This is a genomic window from Agriterribacter sp. (assembly GCF_035445465.1).
Lineage (GTDB): Bacteria > Bacteroidota > Bacteroidia > Chitinophagales > Chitinophagaceae > Agriterribacter.
On sequence record NZ_DAOMQT010000036.1, the window covers coordinates 1 to 25,931 of the forward strand.

19 protein-coding genes are annotated in these 25,931 nt (G+C 43.9%); 3 read left to right on the plus strand and 16 right to left on the minus strand.

The features are described 5' to 3' along the window. Window positions 1–216: 216 nt before the first annotated feature. Window positions 217–930, plus strand: coding sequence for a DUF92 domain-containing protein (locus PLE34_RS15470; protein WP_324558404.1), 714 nt, complete (start codon window positions 217–219; stop codon window positions 928–930). A 95-nt stretch (window positions 931–1,025) separates the two neighbouring features. On the opposite strand, the gene PLE34_RS15475 is transcribed toward PLE34_RS15470, so the two are convergent. After that, on the minus strand, window positions 1,026–1,340 hold the full coding sequence (locus tag PLE34_RS15475) for a HigA family addiction module antitoxin (protein ID WP_324558406.1): 315 nt from the start codon (window positions 1,338–1,340) through the stop codon (window positions 1,026–1,028). A gap of 12 nt (window positions 1,341–1,352) precedes the next feature. Next, entirely contained in the window at window positions 1,353–1,637 is a 285-nt protein-coding gene (locus tag PLE34_RS15480; RefSeq protein ID WP_324558407.1) for a type II toxin-antitoxin system RelE/ParE family toxin, read from the minus strand. A gap of 262 nt (window positions 1,638–1,899) precedes the next feature. Between PLE34_RS15480 and PLE34_RS15485 the strand changes: the two genes are divergently transcribed. After that, window positions 1,900–2,499, plus strand: coding sequence for a porin family protein (locus tag PLE34_RS15485; protein ID WP_324558408.1), 600 nt, complete (start codon window positions 1,900–1,902; stop codon window positions 2,497–2,499). A gap of 133 nt (window positions 2,500–2,632) precedes the next feature. On the opposite strand, the gene PLE34_RS15490 is transcribed toward PLE34_RS15485, so the two are convergent. Further along, the gene (locus PLE34_RS15490; protein ID WP_324558410.1) at window positions 2,633–3,862 is read right to left on the minus strand and encodes a Gfo/Idh/MocA family protein; all 1,230 of its coding nucleotides are present in this window, start codon (window positions 3,860–3,862) and stop codon (window positions 2,633–2,635) included. Between the two features lie 25 nt (window positions 3,863–3,887). Beyond that, on the minus strand, window positions 3,888–4,820 hold the full coding sequence (locus PLE34_RS15495; protein ID WP_324558412.1) for a sugar ABC transporter substrate-binding protein: 933 nt from the start codon (window positions 4,818–4,820) through the stop codon (window positions 3,888–3,890). Between the two features lie 263 nt (window positions 4,821–5,083). Between PLE34_RS15495 and PLE34_RS15500 the strand changes: the two genes are divergently transcribed. Continuing rightward, a complete protein-coding gene (locus PLE34_RS15500) occupies window positions 5,084–5,458 on the plus strand; it encodes a GxxExxY protein (RefSeq protein WP_324558414.1) in 375 nt (124 codons plus the stop codon). 124 nt (window positions 5,459–5,582) lie between these two features. On the opposite strand, the gene PLE34_RS15505 is transcribed toward PLE34_RS15500, so the two are convergent. From PLE34_RS15505 to PLE34_RS15560, 12 genes are all read right to left on the minus strand, one after another. Then, window positions 5,583–6,530 (minus strand): ABC transporter permease, encoded by a 948-nt coding sequence (locus tag PLE34_RS15505; RefSeq protein WP_324558416.1) that lies wholly within the window; start codon window positions 6,528–6,530, stop codon window positions 5,583–5,585. Between the two features lie 115 nt (window positions 6,531–6,645). Continuing rightward, window positions 6,646–8,133: a sugar ABC transporter ATP-binding protein gene (locus tag PLE34_RS15510; protein WP_324558418.1), complete on the minus strand. Its 1,488-nt coding sequence runs from the start codon at window positions 8,131–8,133 to the stop codon at window positions 6,646–6,648. An 18-nt stretch (window positions 8,134–8,151) separates the two neighbouring features. Further along, complete coding sequence (locus tag PLE34_RS15515; protein WP_324558419.1) at window positions 8,152–8,622, minus strand: hypothetical protein; 471 nt, start codon at window positions 8,620–8,622, stop codon at window positions 8,152–8,154. Window positions 8,623–8,666: 44 nt separating this feature from the next. Further along, entirely contained in the window at window positions 8,667–9,674 is a 1,008-nt protein-coding gene (fbp, locus tag PLE34_RS15520; protein ID WP_324558421.1) for a class 1 fructose-bisphosphatase, read from the minus strand. A gap of 41 nt (window positions 9,675–9,715) precedes the next feature. Continuing rightward, window positions 9,716–10,747: a nucleoside hydrolase gene (locus tag PLE34_RS15525; RefSeq protein ID WP_324558423.1), complete on the minus strand. Its 1,032-nt coding sequence runs from the start codon at window positions 10,745–10,747 to the stop codon at window positions 9,716–9,718. A 358-nt stretch (window positions 10,748–11,105) separates the two neighbouring features. Next, entirely contained in the window at window positions 11,106–12,614 is a 1,509-nt protein-coding gene (locus PLE34_RS15530; protein WP_324558425.1) for a RagB/SusD family nutrient uptake outer membrane protein, read from the minus strand. Window positions 12,615–12,646: 32 nt separating this feature from the next. Then, a complete protein-coding gene (locus tag PLE34_RS15535) occupies window positions 12,647–15,739 on the minus strand; it encodes a SusC/RagA family TonB-linked outer membrane protein (protein ID WP_324558426.1) in 3,093 nt (1,030 codons plus the stop codon). 648 nt (window positions 15,740–16,387) lie between these two features. Further along, window positions 16,388–17,518, minus strand: coding sequence for a Gfo/Idh/MocA family protein (locus tag PLE34_RS15540; protein ID WP_324558427.1), 1,131 nt, complete (start codon window positions 17,516–17,518; stop codon window positions 16,388–16,390). A 112-nt stretch (window positions 17,519–17,630) separates the two neighbouring features. Continuing rightward, entirely contained in the window at window positions 17,631–19,391 is a 1,761-nt protein-coding gene (locus PLE34_RS15545; protein ID WP_324558428.1) for an alpha-L-rhamnosidase-related protein, read from the minus strand. Window positions 19,392–19,662: 271 nt separating this feature from the next. Then, on the minus strand, window positions 19,663–20,523 hold the full coding sequence (locus PLE34_RS15550) for a sugar phosphate isomerase/epimerase family protein (RefSeq protein ID WP_324558430.1): 861 nt from the start codon (window positions 20,521–20,523) through the stop codon (window positions 19,663–19,665). A 266-nt stretch (window positions 20,524–20,789) separates the two neighbouring features. Continuing rightward, entirely contained in the window at window positions 20,790–21,977 is a 1,188-nt protein-coding gene (locus PLE34_RS15555; RefSeq protein ID WP_324558431.1) for an FG-GAP repeat domain-containing protein, read from the minus strand. 189 nt (window positions 21,978–22,166) lie between these two features. Further along, complete coding sequence (locus PLE34_RS15560; protein ID WP_324558433.1) at window positions 22,167–25,700, minus strand: PVC-type heme-binding CxxCH protein; 3,534 nt, start codon at window positions 25,698–25,700, stop codon at window positions 22,167–22,169. Window positions 25,701–25,931 lie beyond the last annotated feature (231 nt).

Genomic DNA, 25,931 nt, shown 5'->3' on the forward strand with positions numbered 1-25,931 from the left:
TTACCGGTTTTCTAAAATGACCCCGGAACAAAAAAAAGCATGGAAAGAAAAAGGCATGAAATTCATAGATGAAAATTTTGGTTTGGGAAACCTGTTCGGTAAGAAAACCCCTGCACCTGATAACAATTTTCAACAGTCGTAAGCACACTCCTATCGACTAAACATAAAGGATATGAAGCGGGTATCCTTTATGTTTATTGTTATAATTTGTGCTTCATGAATGCATCTTACCTGGCAGCTTTTATCATCATAACAGCAGGCATGCTGATCAGCATGCTGAAAAAAAAATTAACGGTTGCGGCAGCGCTCACAGGAGGCTTGCTGTCGGTTATTATTTTTATAGGAGCAGGTTTTACAGGTATAGGATTATTAGCGGCCTTTTTTATTCTGGGTGTAAGCGCTACGGGATGGAAAGTCAGTGCAAAAATGAAGGATGGATTGGCTGAAAGCGGTAATGGGGAAAGAAATACAGGACAGGTTTTTGCCAATGCCGGCGCGGCCGCTATCCTGGCTTTGCTGGCGAAATACAACCCGGAGGCGGCCGAAGTACTGTACCTGATGATCGCGGGGTGTTTTTCTGCTGCCACTGCGGATACGCTGTCATCGGAATTAGGAAATGTTTATGGCAAAAGCTACTATCACATGCTCACTTTCCGAAAAATGCAACGTGGTGCTAATGGCGCGGTGAGCCTTCAGGGAAGCATTTATGGCATTATCGGAAGCATTATTATTGCTTTAATATATGTTTTGGGCACCGGTTGGAATGCGCAGCATTTCCTGGTTATCATTATTGCCGGCACAGCGGGCAATGCAGTTGATTCCATACTGGGGCTAACTTTGGAAAACAAAGGCCTGCTGAACAATAATGCAGTGAATTTTTTAAATACGGCTGTTGGGGCGGCGGTGGCGGGGGTATTGTATAAGCTGTAGACGGTTCTATCCACGAAATTCTTTTATGTACGACCCTGTTGGTGTCTTAGTTTGTTCCCTGATTAAAACTTATAGGATCAGATATAGAATTGTGGTTAAGCACGAACAGTCTTGCTGCTGCCAGGGCGGTATGGTTTAAGTTTAAAAGCTTTAACCTTTTGTGCAGCTTCGTGCAGATTATACTTCGTTTGTAAATTTGCCCATATCTCTGCTGTTCCTCCGAAAACCAACGCGATACGATAAGCCATTTCCGGGCTTATATCAGATTTTTCATTGGCGATATTAGACAGATTTGTCCTTGTAACACCAAGTAACCGGGCAGTTTCAGTAATAGTAAGCCCTTTGGCTTCTATTATCTCTTCCCTCAATACCTCACCCGGATGAATAACTCTCATTTTCCTTTTTAACATAACATTCTCCTTTTAATGGTAATCTATATAATCAAGGTCATAAGCATGGTGGCCATCAAAGCGGAATATAATGCGATAGTTCCTATTAACCTTCACACTCCAATAATCTCTTAGCTCTCCTGTCAACTTATGTATATTCCAGTTCTGAAATGTCCCAAAATCCTGCGGAACATCATTTGCTGAATCTATAACTTCAAGCATACGCTCTATCCTGGAAACAAGATCGGAAGGCAATTTATTAGGTTTAGCCTCCTCCCACAATAGCCGCAATCCTTTGTGTTTTATTGTTTTTATCATTCTATAACCATTTCCATCGCTATTGCATATTGTAAAGTTACACTTGTCAACAAGCTTTCACAAATATTATTTTACATTGTAATTAACACCCATGGAAAGCGACCTTTACTGCCACAGAATGACGGAAGGAAACTGAAAAGGCTTGATTCGGGATAATCAAAAAAAATTGAGATAACGTAAATACGTATTGATTGCCTCGTTATTCCAGATAATGCCACAATATATTTTAACTGATACGTTATATGCTAAAACTAATATCATTATGAAAAAAGTCTTTATTCTATCAGTGTTTACCTTTATTGGATTTGCCATTCAGGCACAAATAAAATACGGGATAAAAGCCGGGGCAAATTTTACCACCTTTTCAGGTTCCGACGCTAAGATGGAGGGTATATCTCCAAAATATAAAGTTGGCTTCGCAGGGGGCGGCCTGGTAAACATCCAACTCAGCGAAATGTTCAGTCTTCAGCCGGAAGTGCTGTATTCCCTGGAAGGGACTACTTACAAAGCCCAGGGGGAAAGTGTGCATTTCAAAACAGACTATGTTAACATACCGGTGCTTGCTCAATACAATAATCCTTCCGGCTTTTATGCTGAAACAGGACCACAGGTTGGTTTTTTAACAAGCGCTAAACTTTCGGCAGACGGCAACTCGGTTGACATAAAAGATGGCTTCAAAAAAATTAATTTTTCCTGGGGCTTTGGCGCCGGGTACAAGCTTTCGAACGGGCTGGGAATAGGCGCCAGATATAACCTCGGGCTTACAAGCATAGCGGATGAGGATGGTGGGGAATCCCCCAAAATTAAAGTAGGAGGCTTTCACCTTGGCTTATCTTACACATTCGGAGGAGCCAATGAATAGCAGACGACAGACAAACATATCAAAGCCCCGGCTGTACCGGGGTTTTTTGCTTTTACTGGGTTTTGAATTCTAAAAAATCCCGGATTGCTTTGCAATTGATCATAATCGCTACACCGCATCATCCAGCTCCCTCCTAATCAAACCCCGGCACTTTCATGCATTCCCCGCCTTTTAATGCCGACTGGTGGGCAACAATACCCGGCGCGGTATAGGCCAATGCCTCATGAATATTTACTTCAGGATTGCGGCTGTTGATCAATGCATCAATAAATTCATGGGTAATAAAAGTATGAGAACCATCGTGTCCGCTGTTGTGGCGCAGCGATTGAGGCAACATATCCGTTTGCCACCATTGGGGTTGCTTATATGTTTCTATGGTAGCTTCTTTGTGCTGAAAGCCGGCATCATCACGCCCTATCGTATCTGCCGCATGAACAATCGTGTGCTCCTGCCCTTCCTGCAGCGCGGAGAAAAAGCTCATCTTATCACCGCGCCATTCACCGCGTTCCACGCCTCTTAAAGCACCACGCCAGTTTACTTCCACCCTAAAAGGATTACCTTTATTGGTTTTAAAGAAAGCGGTTTCATTCCAGAACGGGTTATTATATGGATTGTCTTTCAGCAATGGGCTGCCATCACCCCAGCCCATGCCGCTCACTTCTGTAAGGCGCTCGCCGGTTACCGCAATTAAAAAAGCGGTACAGTGGGTAGGATAATGCATCGGTGGAAATCCATGCCGCCATGTTTGTACTCCATCTTCCCAAAAAAGCACTTCCAGCCCCGGGTGATTGTATTCCGCCGCGGCACTGAAAATATTACCAAACTTTCCCTCGTGGTACATTTTTTTTACGGAGATGGTATTCTGGCGATAAACAGTGGTTTCCGCCATCATATAGGTAAGTTCTGTGCGTTTTACGGCATCACGTAACGATGCACATTCTTCCAGCGTCATGGCCGCAGGCACGGCGCACAATACATGCTTGCCGGCATGCAGTGCAGCCAGCACATGACGGGCATGGTCGGGCGCACCTGTGGCGATGAATACCGCCTCAATGTTTTTATCCAACAACAGTTGTTCCAGCGATTCATACGACTTTTTGCAGTTGTATGTTTTTTGCAGCACTTCCCTGCGGTCGGTACGCAAATCGCTTACCGCCTCAACAATACAGTTGGGATGTTCATGAAAATAAAAGCCGGCGCCGAACCTGCCGCCCACAATGCCTATACGGATCTTGCGGTCACTAACAGGTTCCCCCGCAAATGCAAAACGCGGGCTCAAAGCCATTCCTGCTCCGGCAAGCGCAGCTATACTGAGGAAATTACGGCGATGTAGCAGCATATTATTGGGAGTTGACTTAGACATGGGGGTCATTTAATGATCGTATGCTTTATTTCAAAAAAGTATCCACATTTTCCTTCGTTACCAATTGAAACGGGATGAAGATTTCTTTCTTTTCCACCGGTTCCTTCTTTACCAGTTGTATGGCCATATCAATGGCTCCTGCGCCCTGCCCTTTGGCATCCTGGTAAACCGTAGCATCTAATCTGCCGTCTTTCACCGCCTGCAACGCATCGGCTATGGCATCAATGCTCACTACTTTAACCTTGTTCTTTAATTTAGACTGCTCCAATGCCTGCAAGGCCCCCATGCCCATTTCATCGTTGTGGGCAAATACGGCATTGATCTTATCGCCATAGCTTTGTATCCAGTTTTCCATTAGGCTCATTCCCTTTGCCCTGTCCCAATCCGCCGTTTGCTGCGCCAGGATATGTATGCCGGGGTATTTACCAAGCACCGTTTTTGCACCGGCCGATCTTTTGATCTGTGCTGCCTGGCCCATATAGCCTTCTATCATCACTACATTACCCTTCCCGTTCAGCAGCTTAGCGATTTGCTCCATGGCTATTTCACCGGCTTCCTCATCGCGGGAGCCTACAAATCCATCGGGCGCAGCGGCCGTTTCAGAATTTACATTAATAACGGGTATACCTGCCGCTTTGGCTTTTTCAATAGCGGGTGAGCTGGCTTCCACTTCGCATGGGTTGAGGATGATGGCGTCTACCTTTTGCGAGATGAAGGTTTCTACCTGCTGCACCTGCCTGTCGGCCGTGCGCTGCGCGTCATTTACAACCAGCTTCACGTTTTTCTCTTTGGCATGATCTTCCATAGCGTCTTTTACATTCACCACAAATTCAGACTGCAGGCTGAGCATGGAAGCGCCGATGACGATGCCCTTTTCTCCATCTTTATTGCCGCCCCGGTTACATCCTGAAAGGATAGCTCCCGCTATAATTACAGAAAAAATTGTACAAAATTTCATATGACCTGTTGTTGTTTTTTGAAGGGAGGTAAGGTATGTATTTTTTATGATTTTCAGCCACGAATAAACGAATGACCCCAAATAGCAGTTGTGCATTATTCGTGCCTGCCCGTCCGTTCAGGCGGGCATTCGTGGCAGCCCCTTTTCCAGCCACGAATGCGCGAATGAATTTTAAGTATAACAGGCAGCTTCTGTTGTGAAATGTACAGAATGTCCTTATATATAAAATTGAGTTATAACTTTAAAGTCATAAACCTGTAAAAATGCCAGAAATTTTTTTTAAAGAAGAGAGCTATAAGATCATTGGAATATGCATGGAGGTACACAACAACCTTGGAGCCGGTTTTTTGGAGATTGTATACAAAGATGCTTTAACCTATGAATTTTTGAAAGAAGACATTCCTTTTGAACGGGAAAAAATGTATGATGTAAATTATAAGGGAGCTATATTACCTCATAAGTTCTATGCTGATTTTGTTGTTTATGACAACATTATTCTGGAAGTAAAAGGCTGTTCGGGTATTACAGATGAATTCGTATCCCGGGCTATCAACTATTTAAAAGTTTCGGGCAGCAAATTAGCATTGATTGTCAACTTCGGAGAATTAAAATTGAGTTATAAAAGGATAATACTCTGATCCGGTCATTATCTTGTATGAATAAGCACACAAGTCCAATGAACAGCTACCACATTCGTGCATTCGTGGCAACCCCTTTCCCAGCCACGAATGCACGAATGGTTGTCGAATACAAGTGTCTCTTCTACTGCGCATTCTTCCTGTCGAGCAGTACCGCGCCAACAATGATCACACCTTTAATGATCTGCTGGTAGTAGGATGTTACGTTTAGCAGATCCAGGCCGTTGTTGATCACACCTATGATCAATACGCCAACCACTGTTCCGGCAATGCTTCCCCTTCCACCCAATAAGCTGGTGCCCCCGATCACTACGGCCGCAATGGCATCCAGCTCATATGCGATGCCCGCATTGGGCTGACCCGTGGTTATGCGCGAAGCAAGGATAATGCCCGCCAGTCCGGCCAGACCGCTGCACATCATATAAGCAAAAAGCTTCACCCCGCTTACCCGTATGCCCGAAGCTCTTGCGGCATTTTCATTGCCGCCTACCGCGTAAATGTAACGGCCGATACGGGTATAGTTTAAAATTACAGCCGAAACAATGATCACCAGCACAAACAACAATATAGGCACAGGAATATGCAGGAAATCGCCGCCGCCAATATAATTAAAAGCGGGCGACAGGTTCGTAACCGGCCTTCCATCGCTCCATACCAATGCCAGCCCTCTTGCTATCGTCATCATACCCAATGTAACAATGAACGGTGCAACCTTTCCCAGCGTAATGGTTAACCCGTTAATGGCGCCGATAATAACTCCGGTGAGTATACCCAGCATAACCGGAACAATGAGCGCATAGGTGCCGGGATGGGCAAAACTGGCGGCAACAACTCCGGTTAATGCCAGCACCGAGCCCAGGGAAAGATCAATGCCTCCGGCTATAATAACAAAAGTAACGCCGATGGCCAGTATACCGTTAATGGATACCTGCCGTAATACGATCAGGATATTCTGCGCCGTAAAAAAATAGGGCGTGGCAACAGACAGTATGATGCATATGGTTAGAAGAGCTATGAAAATGCCGTACTTAGAGAAGTAGCCGGATGATGATTTTATTTTCGTCAGGTTCATTTTTGAATATTTAAACTTTTACTTTTTTACCCTGATGCAAAAAAGTAACAAAAAAAATCAAGGCTGCAGAAAAACATTTCTTTAAAAATTGATACTTATTCTTCCTTTACCTGACTCACATCATCGCATATTGCATAATCTTTTCCTGCGTGGCTTCAGCGCCGGTCAATTCGGCTTTTATACTGCCGTCATGAACTACTATTATCCTGTCGCTCATGCCCAGTATTTCCGGCAGTTCGGAGGAGATCATGATGATCGCTTTTCCTTTTGCTGCCAGGTCATTCATAAGCCTGTATATCTCTGCTTTAGCGCCAATGTCTATACCTCTTGTGGGTTCATCAAGAATAATAATATCCGGATCATTGAGCAATACCTTTGCCAGCACAATTTTTTGCTGGTTGCCACCACTTAAAAAATTTACTACCTGGTTCCCGGATGGTGTTTTAATAGCGAACCGCTGAATTTGCTGCTCTGCAATGCTACGCTCTTGTTGCATTTCAATAAACGGGCCCTTGCAGCAGCTTTTTAATGCAGCCAGTGTAATATTATGCTTCACCGTTCCCGACAGCACAAGCCCGGTGCTCTTCCGGTCTTCAGTAATCAGTCCTATTCCATAACGTATAGCATCCTTTGGCGAACGAATGGTAACAGGCTTGCCCTTTACAGCAATCGTTCCTTTATACATTTTGTCCAGTCCAAATATCGCGTTTACAATTTCCGTTCGTCCTGCTCCCATCAGCCCCGCTATGCCCAATATCTCACCCTGGCGTACAGAAAAATTAATGCTCCTAAATTTTTCGCCGGTTAAACCCTCAACCGACAAAGCTATTGCTCCGAGTATAACATTTCTTTTTTCAAAAATGGCATTCAATTCCCTTCCAACTATCAGTGAGATCAGTCCTTCGTTGCTTATTGCGCCTGCCGGATGCGTGGCGATATACTTACCGTCACGCATAACCGATATGGTATCCGCGATGCGCAATATTTCATCCATTTTATGTGAAATGTAAATAACAGCAATGCCCTGCCGTTTCAGATCACGGATCATATCAAACAGCATGGCGGTTTCCCTGTCGGACAGCGCCGAAGTGGGCTCATCCATAATAATAACTTCCGCTTTATTGGATAGCGCTTTGGCAATTTCAACCATCTGCATTTCCGCTACGCTGAGCGTCTTCATACGCCGGGTAACATTTATCCGTAATCCTAATTGATCAACAAGCAACTGTGCATCCTTATTTCTTTTTTTACGGTTGATCCACCCGGGAATAGCTATAGTGGGCTCATTGCCCATAAAAATATTTTCCGCCACGCTCAGCTCCGGGAAAGGCAGCAGTTCCTGGTGGATCATGGAAAAGCCTGCCTTAAGCGCATCGTGCACGGAGTTAAAAGTGATGGGTTGCCCCTTGTAAATAATTTGTCCCGCATCGGGCGCATACATGCCGATCAGGATTTTCATTAAGGTAGATTTCCCCGCGCCGTTTTCTCCCATAACCGCATGCACTTTTCCTTTTTCAACATGCAGTTGCACATTATCGAGTGCCTTAACACCCGGAAAGGATTTTGATATATTTTCTGCACGCAGCAGGTATACAGGACTCATTAATGTAAACTGCTTAATTTATTTCTTCACAATATAATATCCTTCATCCGAAATGATCTGCTTATTATCTTTCAGATGAAAAAGATTCATGATGATCCGGGTATCCGGCTTATCAAACAGGTAGAGATGATGCCAGCCATACGCTTCACCGGGAACGGGATTATCCAGTTCATACCGCCCTTTGAAATAATACAGGAAAATAATGTTAGATGTAAACCATCCGTGCCAGTCGTTATGCAACGAGTCTTTTGCCGAAGAACGGCGGATCTTTATGGTAATTCCCGGAACAGGCGACAGGAAATTAGCCCAGCTATAAGATACAGTGAAAGTAACATCATCGGGCGCTTCGTTTGCGGGCGTAATATGGGCATACTTACCAAAAAAGCGGGATAGCCGCACGAGAGCAAACATCCTTATAACAATAACAAACAGGTACAGGGCAAAAAGAACAGATACAAGTGAATCCAAAAAAATGGAAATAGTGTGCATTAGATAAAGTTAATAGGAGTGCATAAATGATCTATAAAGAAATATTACTGCAAAAATCTTTGCAGATCCTCCATCATTTCCTTTGAGCCAATAAACAAAGGGCTGCGCTGGTGAATATGTTCAGGTTGTATATCCAGTATCCGTTGTTTTCCATTGGTCGCATTACCACCAGCCACTTCCGTTATAAAAGCCATCGGATTGCATTCGTAGCACAGCCTGAGCTTGCCATTGGGCTTGCCCATTACCTGCGGATAAAAAAATATTCCGCCCTTTAATAAATTACGGTGAATATCGGCCACCATACAACCATAATAGCGGTTGGAATAGGGCCCGTTCTTATTTTCCGTAGCGGAGATACAAAAATCCACATAGTTCTTCAGCTTCTGATCCACCTGGTTATAATAACGGTTGTCGAATGAATAAAAAGGGCCGTGCGAAGGCATTTTCAAATTGGGATGGCTAAGGTAAAACTCGCCGATAGCGGTGTCTAAAGTAAACCCGTTCACTCCCCTGCGGGTTGCATACACGAGTATGGTAGATGAGCCGTAAATGACATAGCCCGCCGCAACTTGTTTTGTACCCTGCTGCAGGAAATCTTCCAATATAGCCGGTTTACCCAGTTCGGAAACACGGCGATAAACACTGAATATACTCCCTATGGAAATATTAATATCAATATTTCCGGAACCATCTACCGGGTCCATGAGCAGCACATATTTCGACTGGTTGCTTTTGGCATCATCAAACACAACCATCTCCTCGTTCTCTTCGGAAACAATACCGGCGCAATTGATCCCGGATCGCAATACATTAATAAAAACATTATTGGCATATACATCTAATTTCTGCACTACTTCTCCCTGGATATTGATGCTTCCTTCCGCACCCAATATATCTGCCAGGGCCGCTTTATTTATTTCAAGGTTTACCTGCTTGGCGGCCAAACCTATGCCTCGGAGCAAACCTGATAATTCCCCGGTGGCATGCGGAAATAAACGAAGCTGCTGAATAGTGAATTCATCCAACGTAGTGAGGTTCTGGTATCTGGACATGCTTTTTAAATTAATAGTAATAACAGCTAACTTCTGCATTTTTATTTCAATGCTGCCGGAGGGGTTGTAATAAGTTCAATAAATCTTCTTTTTACCCTCTCTGCCTGCTCAGCATTTACTTTTAAATAGTGGTGTTTCCCATTTGTGCCGGGGTTAAAAGAAGTGAATGCATCAGCCATCACTTCAATAGTACCCGGCTCACTCACACTAAAATAATCCTTTGCACCTTCCACAGCGTATAACACAGCAGTTAAATCCCAGGTTTGACGATCGTAGGGCATTTTTGCATAACTTTTATAAGCAATCACCATGGGATGATGGGCTGCCCAGCTAAAATCATTGAGGATGCTTGTTGACGGGTACCTGATCTGCTCACCCACTTCAAAAGGACTGACCACTATTTCGGTTGGCCATTCCTTAAAAAGTTCCCGGGCGGCAGGCACATCTTTAATCACGTTATACTCTTTCATTTTCTTTCCTTCAAAACTTCCCGCCATTACCGATAAAAATTTTACCTTTTTTGCCACAAGCTCCTTTCCGCTCAAATTTGTATACCTGTCCGGGGGCGAATTGAGCAGCCTGGCCAGGTTGGTTGAAAACCCAACAGAAATAATAACAACGGAATGATCAGCAACTTTCGATAATATCCGGCGGTAAAGATTTACCGATTCCGGGTAAGCAGCAGTGTCTTTCATTGTTCTTTTGAAAGCAGGCAGGTAACCGGCTACCACCCGGGTATAATTAACGGCATCGTTTTCCGAGTTTGCGCCATTTACTACTTTTCCAGCCGGTACCTTCGGGTAGCCGTACCAGGTATTCATGATATCAACATATACAGCAGATAAGGGATTATTTTTATTAGAGCTCACCGCAAGCAGCTTAACCACTTTCTGATCGGCATACTTATACAGCATATCCAGCGCCAGGGCGTCATCAATGTCATTGCCCATATCGGTTTCAAAAATTACGGGTAATGGCTCATTAACCGTGGTTGCCGTTTTTGCACTGCTGCAACCGGTAAAAATGATATATGCGACCAGTAAAAGAAATACACAGTACTTTTTTTCAGTCATCCTAACCGTTTAATATGTGTGATGGAAAAATAATGATTATTAATGAAAGTTTCACGGATTACCATTACTCGGTACAATGCAAGCGCATCCTGGTGCAATTACCCGCCTGGTATTTTCAATGGCAGGCAATATATTCAACATGCATTATATATCCATCCTTTACCGTATGGTTTGTATTGTACGATCATGACTGTTAAGCGCTCCTTGCAGCCTGGTGGCCGGAAAGCTAAAAATAAAAGCCCGGCGAGATCAGCTTCCATGATCTTCACCGGACTTACAGTTAACGGCCCCAAAACGGAGTTTACTGTTTAATGTTTTTTATCATTTTTGAAAATGGGTCATATATTGTTTAAACAAATTAAAAATTAGGTGTTAGTGCCGACTCATCAGCAGGGAGACCGTAGTATGGGTCAAGATTTGTGAACGCATCGCTGGGTGGCTCATATCCTTCGGGAAAATAATAATTAAAAGGGTTTGATTTAATTTTCTGTCCGTGGGGTGCGATTATTTCCTGTATCCTGTCAGTTCTCCTGATATCATGCCATCTTTTATTTTCAAAAGCCAACTCCACTCTTCTTTCCTTAAAAATCGCTTCCCGCATATCAGCTTGAGAAGTGGCTGTTGTATTGCCCAATCCTGCGCGGTTACGAACCTTGTCAAGATATGTGGCGGCATCACCGGGTTTATTCTGTTCATTCAGTGCTTCTGCATAAAATAAGCATACTTCTGCATAACGGTAAACAGGCCAATTAATGCCTGTGTTGTTATCTAGTGCATGAGGCTTTGCATACTTTTTTGTATAAGGATATGTTTTAGGCGCCCACAAGCTTCCTGAAAGTGTAACATAGCCAATAGAAGCATCTTTACGTTCATCATCAGGCTCGTAAGCGGCAATCAGATCAGGCGTAGGTATATTTTTTCCTTCAACCGATATGCCCTGCTGATTCTGTGTAGGACCGAATATAGTGGCAACTTCAGAAGCGAGAATAGGCCTTGGAATAAAGGCGTATATAAAATTGCTTTGGTATCCTGCAGAGCCTTCCATATACTGGATCTCAAATATGGATTCACTGTTATTTTTATTACCGGTGGAAGTTGAGAATACATTTTCATATTCAGGAATTAAGCTGTACTCGCCACTGTCAATTATAGACTTGGCCATATCTTCAGCATCTTTCCATCTCTTCTGCTCAATATACAGATTGGTCAGCACTGTTTTTGCAGATCCGGAGGTAGCTCTTCCGGGTTCCTGCGTCGATTTTGGCTTAAGCAGGTTGGCGGCTTCCTTTGCATCGTTCTCTATCTGTATATACAGTTCCTCCGTCGTTGCAAGGGGTAACGCAGCACCGGCCCTGTCAATAACAGGCTCAAGATGTATAGGCACAGAGCCAAAAAAACGCACCAAATCGAAATAAGAAAAAGCTCTTAAATATAATGCCTGGCCTTTCAGGTTATTTTTTGAATCTGCATCAAATTCAACCTCATCAATTGTTGCCAGTATTTGGTTGCTGCGGGCTATTACCTGATAATATAAGCGGTATAAATCTCTTACCCGGGTGTTGGTTGTAATGCCCTGGTTAGTGGGAATATTAAAATCGGCAACATTTTGGGTTTGTTCTTCATTCCCAAATGCAACATTACGAGCGTAGTACGTATTGTCAGAATGTAATTCTGCCAGCACCCAGTTATGGTTGTTAAATATTGAACGTAAGGGTACATAAGCAGCGTTGACGGCCTGCTGAAAATCGGCTTCTTTCTGAAAAAAAGTAGTAGAGCTTAAGCTGGTTTCAGGAGGAACGTCCAGATACTTTTCGCAGGAAGCAAAACCCATGCTCATTAACACTAAAAAAAATATTTTTGCTTTCATATCTATTAATTTAGTCTCTAAGAAATAGTTATTTAAAAGTTTACATTAATTCCAAGCGTGTAAGTACGCGGAACGGGATAGTTTGACAGGTCAAGTCCCTGGCTTAGATTGCCCCCGTCTCCGTCACCATTCCCCTGCGCACTGGTTTCAGGATTTGGTCCGCCCCAATAATCAGTAAACGTGTACACCTGTTGAACAGAAGCATATAATCTTGCAGATTTAACAGGGCTCTTTTCTTTAAAATTAAAATTGTACCCTAAAGTGATATTCCTGATAGAGAAATACGAAGCGTTAGCTATGAAATTACTGTTCATCCAGTCTCTCTCAACGCCTGTTATTTGCCCACCGCCAACTGTTGTTCCAAATCGGCCCTTACCAGGGTTTTCCGGAGAACGAAACCTGTATTTAACTTCTTCCACCAAATTAAATACGCCATCCAGGTTGGCGGTACTATAGAGATGACGAACCAGGAGTTGATTACCCTTGGAACCTGAACCAATAATGGAAAAATCAAAGTTGCCGTATTGTAAAGTATTTGTAATACCGTAAATAAAATCCGGAAAAGGATTACCGATAATGGTACGGTCATCCTCATTGCCTCCGTAGGTAATTATGCCATCGTTGTTTACATCTTTGACCTTAATACTACCCACAACAGAGCGTCCCGGGATTTGAGGAGATTTATCTAAATCATCCTGATTCATATACACCCCCTGGGCTACAAGTCCGTAAAACTGGCCGAATGGTTTTCCTACCTGTGTTATGTGAAATGTTCCATATACCCTGTCAATACCATCTGCCAGGGATATTACCTTGTTTCGGTTAAATGAAATATTTGCATTGGTAGTCCATTTCAATTTCCCTACCATGTTCCGGGTAGTTACTGCCAATTCGTGACCCCAGAATTTTATTTCGCCAATATTATCATTAAAGCTGCCGAACCCTGATTCCTGCGGAACCTGTACACTATAGAGCAGGTTCGTTGTGCTTTTCTGATAATAATCATAGGTTAGCTGTACCCTGTCATTAAAAAATCCTAAATCTAAACCAATATCATACTGAGCTGTCGTTTCCCAGCCTAAAGCAGGGTTTGCTAATGATGTTACCGCTGCTCCGGTAGCAACGGAATTTCCAAACACAGTGTTCACGGTATTATTAACAAGTGCATATTGTGTATAATTACCAATGTTATTATTACCAATTACACCGTAGCTGGCGCGTATTTTACCAAATGAGATGGTATTTTGATCTTGCATAAATGCTTCATCGCTAAATACCCATCCGGCAGACACTGAAGGGAAAGTTCCCCACCTGTTATTGGAGCCAAAACGGGAAGAACCATCTGAACGTATAGCTGCAGTGAGCAGGTATTTTCCTTTATAGTTATAGGAAATTCTTGACAGGAAAGAAGCCAGTGTCCATTCATTTATAAAATTATTAGTGCCTCCCCTGCTTATATTTAAAGCGCCCTGAATGGTGGGAAGCCTGTCGTCTGTATAAGTATCCGCCTGTATCCTTTGTCCGTTTTGACGATACCGCTGGTTGGTAAATCCTCCCAGAATTTCAAAGCTATGATCACCAATGTCCTTATTGTAAGTGACCAGGTTTTCATTCAGAAAATTTACATTCTCCCAGCTTTGCCGGATGGAAACTGCGGTCGTTGGCACTGAAACATTTATCGCACTCGTTGCAGTGGAGGGATTAAAAAAGAAAAAGCGATTGCTTTGATATTCGAGATTTACTGTTGATTTTAAAGTAAGTCCTTTTATTGGTTCATACTGCGCGTATGCGTTACCTAATAAATTAATTGTTTTGGTCTCATTTGTCAGCTCTTCAGCGGCCCTTACCCAGTTAGGGTAATTAAAAATATTACCGGTACTTGCCGGGAAAGTATTATACAATGTTAATTGCCCGTTATTATCATATATAGGCATGATGGGCCAGGTATGCAATGCATTGAACAAAACGCCCGTTCCGCGATCCCCGTCTGTGCGCGGCGTGTTATCAAATATATAGGAAGGGGCCACATTAAATCCAATCTTTACCTGATCCGATACCTTGTAATCGGTGTTCATTCTCAAAGAATATCTCTTATATGCATTATTCAGTACTACGCCCTGCTGATCAAAAATACCTGCTACAACAGAGGTGTTTACTTTATCAGTGCTTGAAGATAACATCAGATTATAGCTGTACAACGGAGCTTTACGAAGTAAGGCATCGTACCAATCATTATTTTTACCAGCATATTGTTGGGGATTTTGAAACTCTCCCGGCACAGGCAACCCTTCATCTTCATAATATTCCTTTTTAAACTGGGCAAACTCCACAGCATCCATCATTTTAATTCTGCCCCGCATCGGCACTTCCTGTATTCCCGCATAGGTGTTTAAACTAATACTGGTTCGTCCGCTTTTTCCTTTTCTGGTAGTAACCAGTACTACTCCGTTAGCGGCACGCGAGCCGTATAATGAGGTAGATGCAGCATCTTTTAAAATGGCAATACTTTCAATCTCGTCCGGATTTAAAGCAGAAATATTGCCGGTCCATGGAAAACCATCCACTACATATAAAGGATCGCTTCCTGCAGAGACTGATAATTGTCCGCGGATTCTAACCGACATACCCTGCCCCGGTTTGCCTGTTGTTTGATTAATTTGCACACCGGCCAAACGCCCCTGCAGCTTTTGGGTCATCTGCGAAACGGGTATATCTTTAAATTCCTCTGCACGTATGTTTTGTACAGATCCTGTTACCTGTCTCCTGAGCTGATTACCATAGCCCACCACAACTACTTCTTCCAGGCCTTTCGTACCGGCAGTCAAGCTTATGCTTATGGAGTTGCGGCCATCAATGCCTATCTCCTTGGTTTCGTAGCCTACAAATGAAAAAACAAGCGTTTTACCCGTTCCTGCATTTATGGAAAATCTGCCGCCAGCATCTGTTTGTGTGCTTACATTGGTTCCCTTAACGGAAACCGTTACGCCCGGCAAGCCGTCAGAAGAACCTGCATCCGTTACCGTTCCGGTAATGGTTTGCTGCTGGGCAAGCGTGTGCAATGAAAAGAATGTTACAACCAGGAAGGTTGAAAAACATTTGATGTAAGAAATTGTTTTTTGTTGCATAGCAATTTTTTGAAGTAAAGTGAAAATTGTTTTGGTCCGATATGTAGTTAATGAAGGGCAATAGATCTCTGGTAGTAAAATTCCCGATCTGTATCCGCCTTCTCATTTTTGAAAACAGGGATGATCAATCTTACTAAAACACCCTGAACGGGGTATATGTAAACAGGTATCTATTTCATGTACTAACTAAGAAGTATTCGGATTTTTAACCGGAGGCTTTTGTTTTGGCATAGCAATTAATTTTGGAATAATGTAAGAAATAAAATAAGTGTTTCTAAAACATTTATTGAAAGTAAAACCATTAATTTGCATGCCCGTCCTGTACCTCCATGTTGCATCCTGTAGCATGCTGCTCTTTGGCTAGAAAGCAGCCCGTGATACTACCTATGGCACAAAGTGGCGGACCAAATCTTCACTATAATAAATGCATACTAATGGTAAATACGTATGTTACTGAACATATGCCAACAATAGTATACCGTTGGCATTAGCTTTCTTACAACAATACCTATATTAATACTTAATGGTTTACCATTACACAATGTAGCATTACTATTTGTAGCAGATTATATGCTGTTCCCTTGTAGTAACGGAAATGGATACTCGCTGTTTTAAGACAGCTTCGCGCGCTTTTCAAAACGCTAATATTCACTTTTTAAAATCCAGCTTCTGCGCATTTTTCTGCGCTTTCAATGCCAGTTCAGTGGCAAGGAAACAATGCTCCTGCGGCATAGCCGTTTCCGTACGGTTGATGACATCATTCACAAACAATTCGCCGAAAGGAAGGGGATCTTTGCTACAGTCAACATAGCGGGTTGCTGCCTGGTTTACAAGAAAAAGATGATTGCCACCTTCACGCCCGGCAATATCAATATTTTTACGAATTTCAATGTATCCTTCTGTACCAAGAATGGTGAGTCTCGCGTCTCCCCATGAGTTTAATCCATCAGGTGTAAACCAATCCACACGGATGTATCCTGTGCCATTGTTGCCTCTTATCATTACATCACCGAAATCTTCAAACTGCGGGTACTGGGGGTAATGCACATTGCCCACCTGCGCAGCAATAATATCCGCTTTGGTGGAACCCGTAAAAAATAAAAACTGGTCAAACTGGTGTGAGCCGATATCGGTAATAATACCGCCAAAATATTTTTTATCAAAAAACCATTCCGGTCTTGATGCGGGATTCATGCGGTGTGGACCCGTACCGATGGTTTGAATAACATTGCCTATGATGCCGGCTTTCACCAGCTCACCCGCTTTTACCGTTGCCCGGTTCTCTAACCGCTCGCTATACATGATCGTATACAGCCTTTGGGTTTCCTTTTGCACACGGCGTACCGCCTCAAGTTGCTCCAGCGTGGTAATGCCGGGCTTATCAACCAGGTAGTCTTTCCCATGCCGCATCACTTCAATGCCTAACGGGGCGCGTTCCACAGGTATACCGGAGCTGAGGATGAGTTGTACAGTATTGTCTTCGAGTATTTCTTTTTGATTACGGGCAGACTTTGCCTGCGGATACCTTTTTGCAAAAGCAGCCGCCAGATCAGGTTCTTTGGCATAAAAAGAAACCAATTGCCCGCCTCCCCTTGTTACCGCATCAACCATACCGTATATATGAGAATGGTTGATACTGATCACCGAAAACCTGATCCCGGGCTTATTCTGCGTCAAAGCAATTGACTTGTCGGCTAATGATGAAAACAGGGCTATGCCCGCGGCAGCTTTAGAGCCGGTTGTTATAAACCGTCGCCGGTTGAAGATGGATTGTTTCATGGGCTTCTTTTTTATAACAGGCGTTAAAGACTAAATTTAGTTTATTGTATTGCAACTGTTTTCATTTTGTGATTAATTTTGCGGGAAGTGAAACAGTAAAAGTGAAACGAAACTACATGCGTATCACCTTTATGCCTTTAGGTGCATCTACTGTAGTAACCACTTTCCCGTTTGGCTGTTTCACATGCTTTACTTTAACCAAACCATAGGGTGTGGGAAAGCTTCCTTCTGCAAATTGCAGATCGCCCAGCCGGGGTTGTATTGCTATTACCTTACAACCCGGAGCCAGTACTTTAATGCCCAGCACATGTTCGGTTAGCCACGGTGTAGGCCCGCTTGCCCAGCCATGACTTAAGCTGTGCCTGAAGCCGATGTAGCAATAGGCGCCATAATCGCCATGAATATCTTTTTGCCCGGGTTTTGGCAATTCATCAATACGCGATGCATTGGGCAGCCAATCCAAATTAAAATCTTCCCAAAACGAGGTTGCGCCGAGGTTCAGCATCGCGCCCCAATATTCCCTGATGGCATCTAAAGCACCCTGGTAATCGCCCGCTTTTGCTTTAGCCTGTAACATGTAGTATCCATAAAAAGTAGAAAAATTGTGTGCGCCGTTCACCGCCAGCACTTCTTCATTGGCCTTTGCGGCCGGCATCAAATCTGTAAGCGCCATAAGCGCCGCCCCCTGTTTTGAATGATTATGATCGGGAATGTATTTCTTTAAACGGCCAACAGCGGCTTCGCAATTTTTTTGAGTTGCCGGTTCATTTAAAATTTTGCACAACTCTGCACCTGCAGTTAACGACCACACCATCATGGCCTGTAAACCGGCATCCACGCCTTTTTTATTCTCGCTCGAAGGCCAGTCTAAAAACCGGGTGCCGTCCAATTGTTCTTTACCGTCCTTATCAATTTTGGTAATGATGTAGTCCAGCAATTTTACAAGGTAGTCCTTTTGCTGTTGCAGGTATTTTAAGTCGCCGTTATGATAATACCAGTCGCGGTGAATAATGATCCACCACATGGAATAAGTGCTGATGCCGTTCATCCAGCCGGGCAGCGGGGTTATATCGCGCGACAGATCAAGGCTCTTAGGCACCACTTCGTTATTGCCGAAAACGGCACTGATCGTAGAGGTTTCGGGATGCATATCGCCCACCCAAACCAGCCTGTCTCGTTTGATGCCATCCCACAAATAATCCTGCATATTCAGGTGCACGGTATAAGCACCAGTCATCCATATTTTATTCAGCAAAGTATCGCTGCTGTTGAATGATCCGAGATAAGGAATGTCCCTAAACACAAAAATGGCACGCACTTCTTTTAGCTGCAATTCTACATTTTCATCAAGCAGGTCAATGCGTACAAAACGAAACCCTGTATTGCCTACTTCCAGCTTGCCCAGCCAGGGTACTTCCACGATCATATCGCGCATAGCATGATCATTGGTGGCGTTTTGCTTAGGCTCAATATCGCTCATTGCTTCGCTGGCCGATTCTCCAAAACGTACCCGTAACTTAATGGGCTTTTCACCTGGGAACATGCCGGTTACTATTTGTAGTCCGCCGTGCAATTCCCTGCCAAAATCGAACAATAAGGCGGGTTTTATTTTTGCATCGCTTTTAAGCACACACATATCTTTGTTGGAAAGATCAGCCTGGCCGTTCCCCGGCTTCAGCAGTCTCTGCTCATTTTTAATGTTTGCCGGAGCATTCTCTGTTTGCCATAAAATTTTAACCGGCGACAGGTAACGGATTACTGTTTCGGTGGATTGTGCCTGCCGGGTTTGGTTAAATACAGGCGGCAACTGGGCATTTGCTGTTCCACAAGCAATAGCGCAAAGGAGCAATGCGGGTAATAATCTTTTTTTCATTTGTAAGTGCTTCATCAGTTTTTTGATGTGCGGGAATAACAATAGCAGTCGTTCCCTTCAGCGCTGAAGGTAGCAGCAATACAGCATAATTTCATCCTGTACCTTCCTGAGCATGTGCAAAAAAAGAAACCAAAAGCACTGTTGCTATGCATGGATAAAACGTATAGGAACATTATGACTGAACCTGCGTGCACTACAAGCGGCAAACAGAAAAAGGCAGTTGAAACATTATTCCAACTGCCTTTTATTTAAAATATTTCATCTGGAAAACTTACCTGGCGGCAGCAGCTTCCTGTTGCTTCTTTAAAAACTTCACGCCTTCAATGGCTATGCTTTCTTTTGAAGGCTCCATCTCCCTCCAGATGCATGCCGCCCGTGCAATGATCTCAATAGCGGGCGTAAAGGATTCGATGACTACATCACCATCATAATCTACCTGTTTTAACGCGTCGAATATGCCCGTCCAGTTAATGTGATCATTGCCGGGTGTGCCCCTGTCGCTCCCGCAGGCATGAAAATGTCCCAGCTTATTACCCGCTTTCAATATTGCTTTCGCGGAGTCTTTTTCCTCAATATTCATGTGAAAAGTATCTAAGTGCATCAACAGCGCCTTCTCATTAACATCATTCACCATCTTTAGCGCCTGGTCGCAGGTATTGATAAAGTCGGTTTCAAAACGGTTAAGTGGTTCAATAGCCAGCTTAACATTGAGTTGGCCTGCATGTGCAGCCAGCGTACGCAAATGCTTTACAACGGTATCCCATTGCTGCTTATAATCTTCCGGAGCAACCAAGTCTGCTCTCCCAACTTCTGAATACAAAGGTCCGATTAACGTAGGATGACCCAATACAGGAGACAGGTCAATTACCGCTGTTAAATAATCCAGCGCTCCTTTCTGCGCTTCGGCAGTGCCCCGCAGATCACGTCCGCCGCCCATGGCAGCGCAAATAGAACCACACACCAGCCCGTTATCATCCAATGCCTTTTTCACAGTAACCGGGTCTATATGCGATGCGTCTTCCAGCGCAATTTCAACGGAATCAAATCCCCATTTTTTAAACTGGGGGAATAACGAAATGCTTTCTGTGGTAAAAGGAGAGGTAAATAAAAACGTGTTGATACCAAATCTCATGAATCAAATATTTAATTAGTGAATGTTGATTCAATGTCATTCAGTTAAGCGGTTGGTGAAGACACCAACCATGGCGGCTCGCCGAGGCTGACCAAAAGGTTTAGTTTAAAGATATGGCACAAAGACACAAAGTGATGCTTTTCACGCTTCTATTTCTTTGTGGCTTGGTGGCTAAATATTACTTTTTGGTAGCCCCCCAATACTAACTAAACGACATTGAATATTGTTTGTAAATATAAGAAGGACAGACTGCTTTGCAAGTAGCTTTACTTTTTCTGCAAAAAAACATACACTCCTTTTTTATTAGATACAATAATATCGGGCAGTTTATCGCCATTAATATCTTCCACCACAAGGTTCAAACCGGAGCCGGAGTCATTATCCACTTCATGTTTTATCCATGCAGGTGTTTTCCCCGGTTTATATTCAAACCAATACAATACCGCGGGTTCATGTGCACCGGGATCTCCGCCGTTGTGCGCGAAGTATCTTTTACCGGTAACAAGGTCCGGATGCCCATCACCATTAACATCCACCAATGCCAGACTATGGCTCTGCGAAAAGCTGGAATCAATGTGATGATGTGTAAATGTAATATTCCCGTTGGCATCTTTTTGCTGTTCATGCCACCATATACCGTAATTGTGCGCAGAAGAACTGATGATATCCGCCAGTTCGTCACCATTTAAATCCATCACATACATTTGTGCGCAATCTTCGCTCAGGTCCGCAGCATGAAACGTCCAGTTGGGCTGTTTAGGGTCTGAAGGCCCTTCCCACCATCCCTTGCTGATCAGCACATCTTTTCTTCCATCACCGTTGATATCGGCATAGCCCAATCCATGGGTGTACATATGCGTGCCGGGTATCCCTTCATTACCATCTATTACTGTCAGCACCCAGGTGGTATCACCCTTTTTTTGCGGCGATTGCAGCCAGATGATCTGCTTCTTTTCAGGATCGTTGCACACAATATCTTTCCTGCCATCGCCATCTACGTCAACAAACAACGGCGCCTCATTGCCTACCGATGTATGGATAACATGCACGGGCCAATGCCCGGGCTTATTCTGAGGGTTCTCATGCCATACCGCTGTTTTCCCCGGCCAATCAATCCGTACCTGGTCAATCCACCCGTCCTGGTTTACATCCATGCTGAAATTCAAAAATGAATTGCTGTAACCCACTCCTACCACGTATTTTTCCGGCTTTGCTATCTCATGCTTTTTCCAGTCCGGCGCCTCAAACCAGAAAGCACCGGCTATCACATCTATTCTGCCATCTTTATTTACATCTCCAACGGCAGCGCCTTCGCTAACGAAATCTTTGCTAAGCACCTGTTTGCTGAATGTTACCGTACGGGATTTTTGTTGATTAGCCTGCGTATTACAGCCGGCAATCATTAAGCCCAATGCTAAACCGCTTATTAATACTTTACGCATCTCTGCTATCATAATTTTTATTTTAAACATTTATAAATTTAACGAACATATCCTTATTCCGGGGTGAAGACACGCACCGGGGGGAGATACTTATTCGCGAGTAATCAATGGTCAATAGTGAATAAATGCACGTTTCTCTTCTCACCTTTCATGTCGTGAAACGAATTCACCCTTCACCCTTCACCATTCACTTCTCACCTCTCACTTCACACTCAGCAAATACTTCATCAGCGCATAAAAATCTTCCTCTTTAATGGTATTCCTGAACTGGTCGGGCATCAAAGTGTACTGCGATGGCTTATTTTCTCTGATATCACTTTTAGCCACCGAAAATTCCTTGCCTGATGGATCAGCATATACCATTACTTCACCCTCTGTTCTGCGGTATAATCCACTCACCAGCTTTCCATTCTTCAAAGTAATGTTATAGGTACGAAAAGCCTGCGATATATTCCGGTTGGGATCAAGGATTTTTTCTGTAAGGGCCTTAACACCCCAATTGCCAATTCCATCTAACTGCGGCCCTACCAAACCTCCTTCGCTCTTTATTTGGTGACACATACTACAGTTCTGAACAAAAATGTTTTTCCCTGCTTCGGGGGTAGCAGTAGAAATACCTACGCCGGCTATCCGGTCTTCCATCAGTTTTTGTCTTTCTTCCGCATCCGTTTTATTGCTGCCCCAAAGTGCATCCAATTGCTTTTGCTGAACTGGTGTACTATTGGCAGCCAGTCTTTCCCGCACCACCGGCTCCGTTAATACCGTCGGATTAAACTGCTTTTCCTTAAATGCCTCTAATATATGATTTATACCCTCCTGTGAAGCGGCGAGATTAGAAATAATAGCCGTTTGTACTGAAAAACTGCTACCGGTTAATCCTTCCTGCAATATATGGTAAGTAGCGGCGGATGGGTGCTGGGCCAGCGCCGCAGCCATTTTTTGCCTGAGTGCAGGCAATGCTGTTTTATCATTAAACAGCTTCCCGACCAATGCTGTATTATTACCGGAAGCAATATGCATGAGCGCATTGGCTGCCGCTGCACGAACTTTATAATCTATCCATTCGGCCGCCACTATTTTTTGCAAAGCAGGCTGCAGCGCTGCTACTTTATATTCACCGGCAATTTCGGCCGCCCGTATGCGACGTTCATTCATTTCATCTGTTCCCTTGCCGGGAATAGGCACAACCGCCGGTTCCAGCTTGCCTATTCCAACGGAGCCTGTTTTTGTGCTGTCAACAACTTCTATATAGCCCAATTTCCCCTGCCATGCCGAAAGATCAAAAGGCACTTTTTCTTTGATGAGATCTTTAAATTCCATGGTTTCCTTCTGCTCCATCCGGTATTCCGCTACCACTTCATTACTACCCTGCAGGCGTATGCGAACAACATTTTTTGAGATGCCTTTTTTGGTATCACTGTTGTGTATATCATTATCAAAAACATTCATATGCAGGGTGGCAGGCAATGTAAACGGAACCGAATACAATACTGCCATTGGATTATAACCATGCGCCTCGCTGAAGATGATACGGAAAGCCGGCGCAACATTCGTTAAAAACTCATCAGACACCCGCCACGGATCTGCAGGCTCACCGGTGCTGTCGAGCGGACGACTTTTCCAAACATCACTGGCTTCGGAAATATTTTCAAGAAAATGTTTGGTTAACCCGATACCCCATTGCTGCATTTGATGCGAAGGCTTAGCTCCCTTTTGTGCAATACCCTGCCGTATGGTATTGTACAGCATAAACTGCACATCCTTATCTTTTTCAAACCGCTGTCTGATCAACGCAACAGCATCATCTACCTTCGAAGATGGAAGATAACGCCCCGCGTATTCAAAGCTGTGAATAAGCTGCTGCCGGGGCATCTCATGGCTTTTCATATGGTTCAGCACAAACCCTGCAGCTTCAGCCGAAGGCACATCCAGCATTACTTTACACAGGATAGCCAACTGCTCCTCCTTCCACTGCATGCCCAATGCTCTTTTTATTTCCGCATTGTCTCTCAGGTTATTTCGAATACCGAGCAACGCTGTATACCTGAGATGCGAATCCTTTTCATCTGTTCTGTTATACATATCCAGCAATGGAGCTATATTTTCAGCATTGGTAAATTTGGTGAGCACACCGGTTGCAATACGCCGTACATGAGGATTCTGATCATTCATCGCCTTCACAACCATACCACGATGCGACAGACTCAATGTATGCATTTCGGTGAGTATCCTTAGCGCATGCACCCTTATTACCGGATCCTGGTGCTGCAGCGCTTCATCAAGTTGCGTAACGGGCAAGGCATCTAAGCGATTCAGTATCCACAGTGCCTGTATATATACTTTTTCCGGTGAAGCAGCAGTCAGTAATTTTTTTAGAGGCTCAACAGCTCTTTCTTTCCATACATCTGCAATGCGGTTGGCAATAGCAAAGCGGGTAGTTAACTGTTCACTTTGCAAACCGGTTAACAATTCTTCCAGGCTGGCCTTCGACCAATCATTTGCTTTCACATCCTTATGCGCTTCCTTTCCTTTATAAGTAATTTTCCATATCCGCCCGCTTATCCTGTCCCGGCCGGGATGGTTTAAAGGCACTTCATAGTGACCTATAATCCGGTTATAAAAATCGGCTATATACAAGGCGCCATCCGGCCCTGTTTTTACGTCAACCGGGCGAAACCAGGGATCGTTACTCACCAAAAAGTCTTCCTCACGTTTAGCAACAGGTGTAGATCCGTTAAATGTCATGGTATTGCGGTTAACCTTGCAGGTTACCACATCACCCGAAAAAAAGCTGTTCCTGTATGCTTCAGGAAATTGTTCACCGGTGTAATAATCCAATCCCGCAAGGGCAGTGGATCCAAGTTCATAGCTGGTCATTTCGGGGGCAAACCCTATTCCGGCGGGGGCGATCTTTCCAAAATGAGGATAGTCGCCGCCAGGGATGAGCTGGTAGATGGGTTTGGTATGACAATCTAAAGAGTACAGATAACCCCATTCGTCGTAGCTATAACCAAAGGGATTCACCCTTCCAAAAGTAGTTTGTTCCACCCGGCTTCCATCGGGTTTAAACCGAAACGTATTGCCAGAAGTCATGGTAATGGAATCCCCATCCGCGCCGGCTATGGTAGATGTGTTGGTAAACCCGTGGGAAGAATGAATCCAGCCGTCGAATCCGCGGATGAAATTATTTACCATACCATGGGTATCTTTAAATCCAAAGGGGCCCAATAAAGCTTTTTGCTTGTCGGCTTTACCATCTTTGTTGGTATCGGTAAAGCGATAAACGTTGGGAATGCTGTAAGCAATAGCACCATCGCTTACGGGTAATATGCCGATAGGAATATTTAAGGTGTCTTCAAAATGAGTGAATTTATCCGCCTTTCCATCTCCGTTTGTGTCTTCCAGTATACTGATGCGGTCTCCGCCTCTGCCGAAACCTGCCGCCATCGGGTATTCCGATGATTGTGTAACCCATAACCTTCCCTGGTCGTCGAAGGCAATATTCATAGGTTTGGTGATATCCGGCTCGGAAGCAAAGAGCGTTATTTCAAACCCTTCCGGCAATATAAACCCGGCACGTTCCTGTTCGGGTGTTTGAAATGCTGTACTGCGTACATGTTCTGAAAATTTTTTCTCATCACGTTTTCCTGGTTTTGTGCCGGAAGACTGATCGCAGGATAAAAGACAATTACATAAAATAAAAATGCCGGAGATAGCAAAGAAATAGGGGCGCATATGAAATACAATCGTTTAATAAGATTATGCCTGTAAGTGTAAAATAGACAGTTTCTTTTACATGAGCATCCTGCACTAACCTTGTGGTGGAAGATATAGGGTTATAGGGTGTAGGTGTCAGTGGTAAAAATGGAGGTATCAGGTTGCAGGATTCAGGTACGCGGGTTCAAACTATAAGCACTTTGTCCCGAAGCTCTTACCCATTCTCCATTCCCGCATTCTTACATTTTC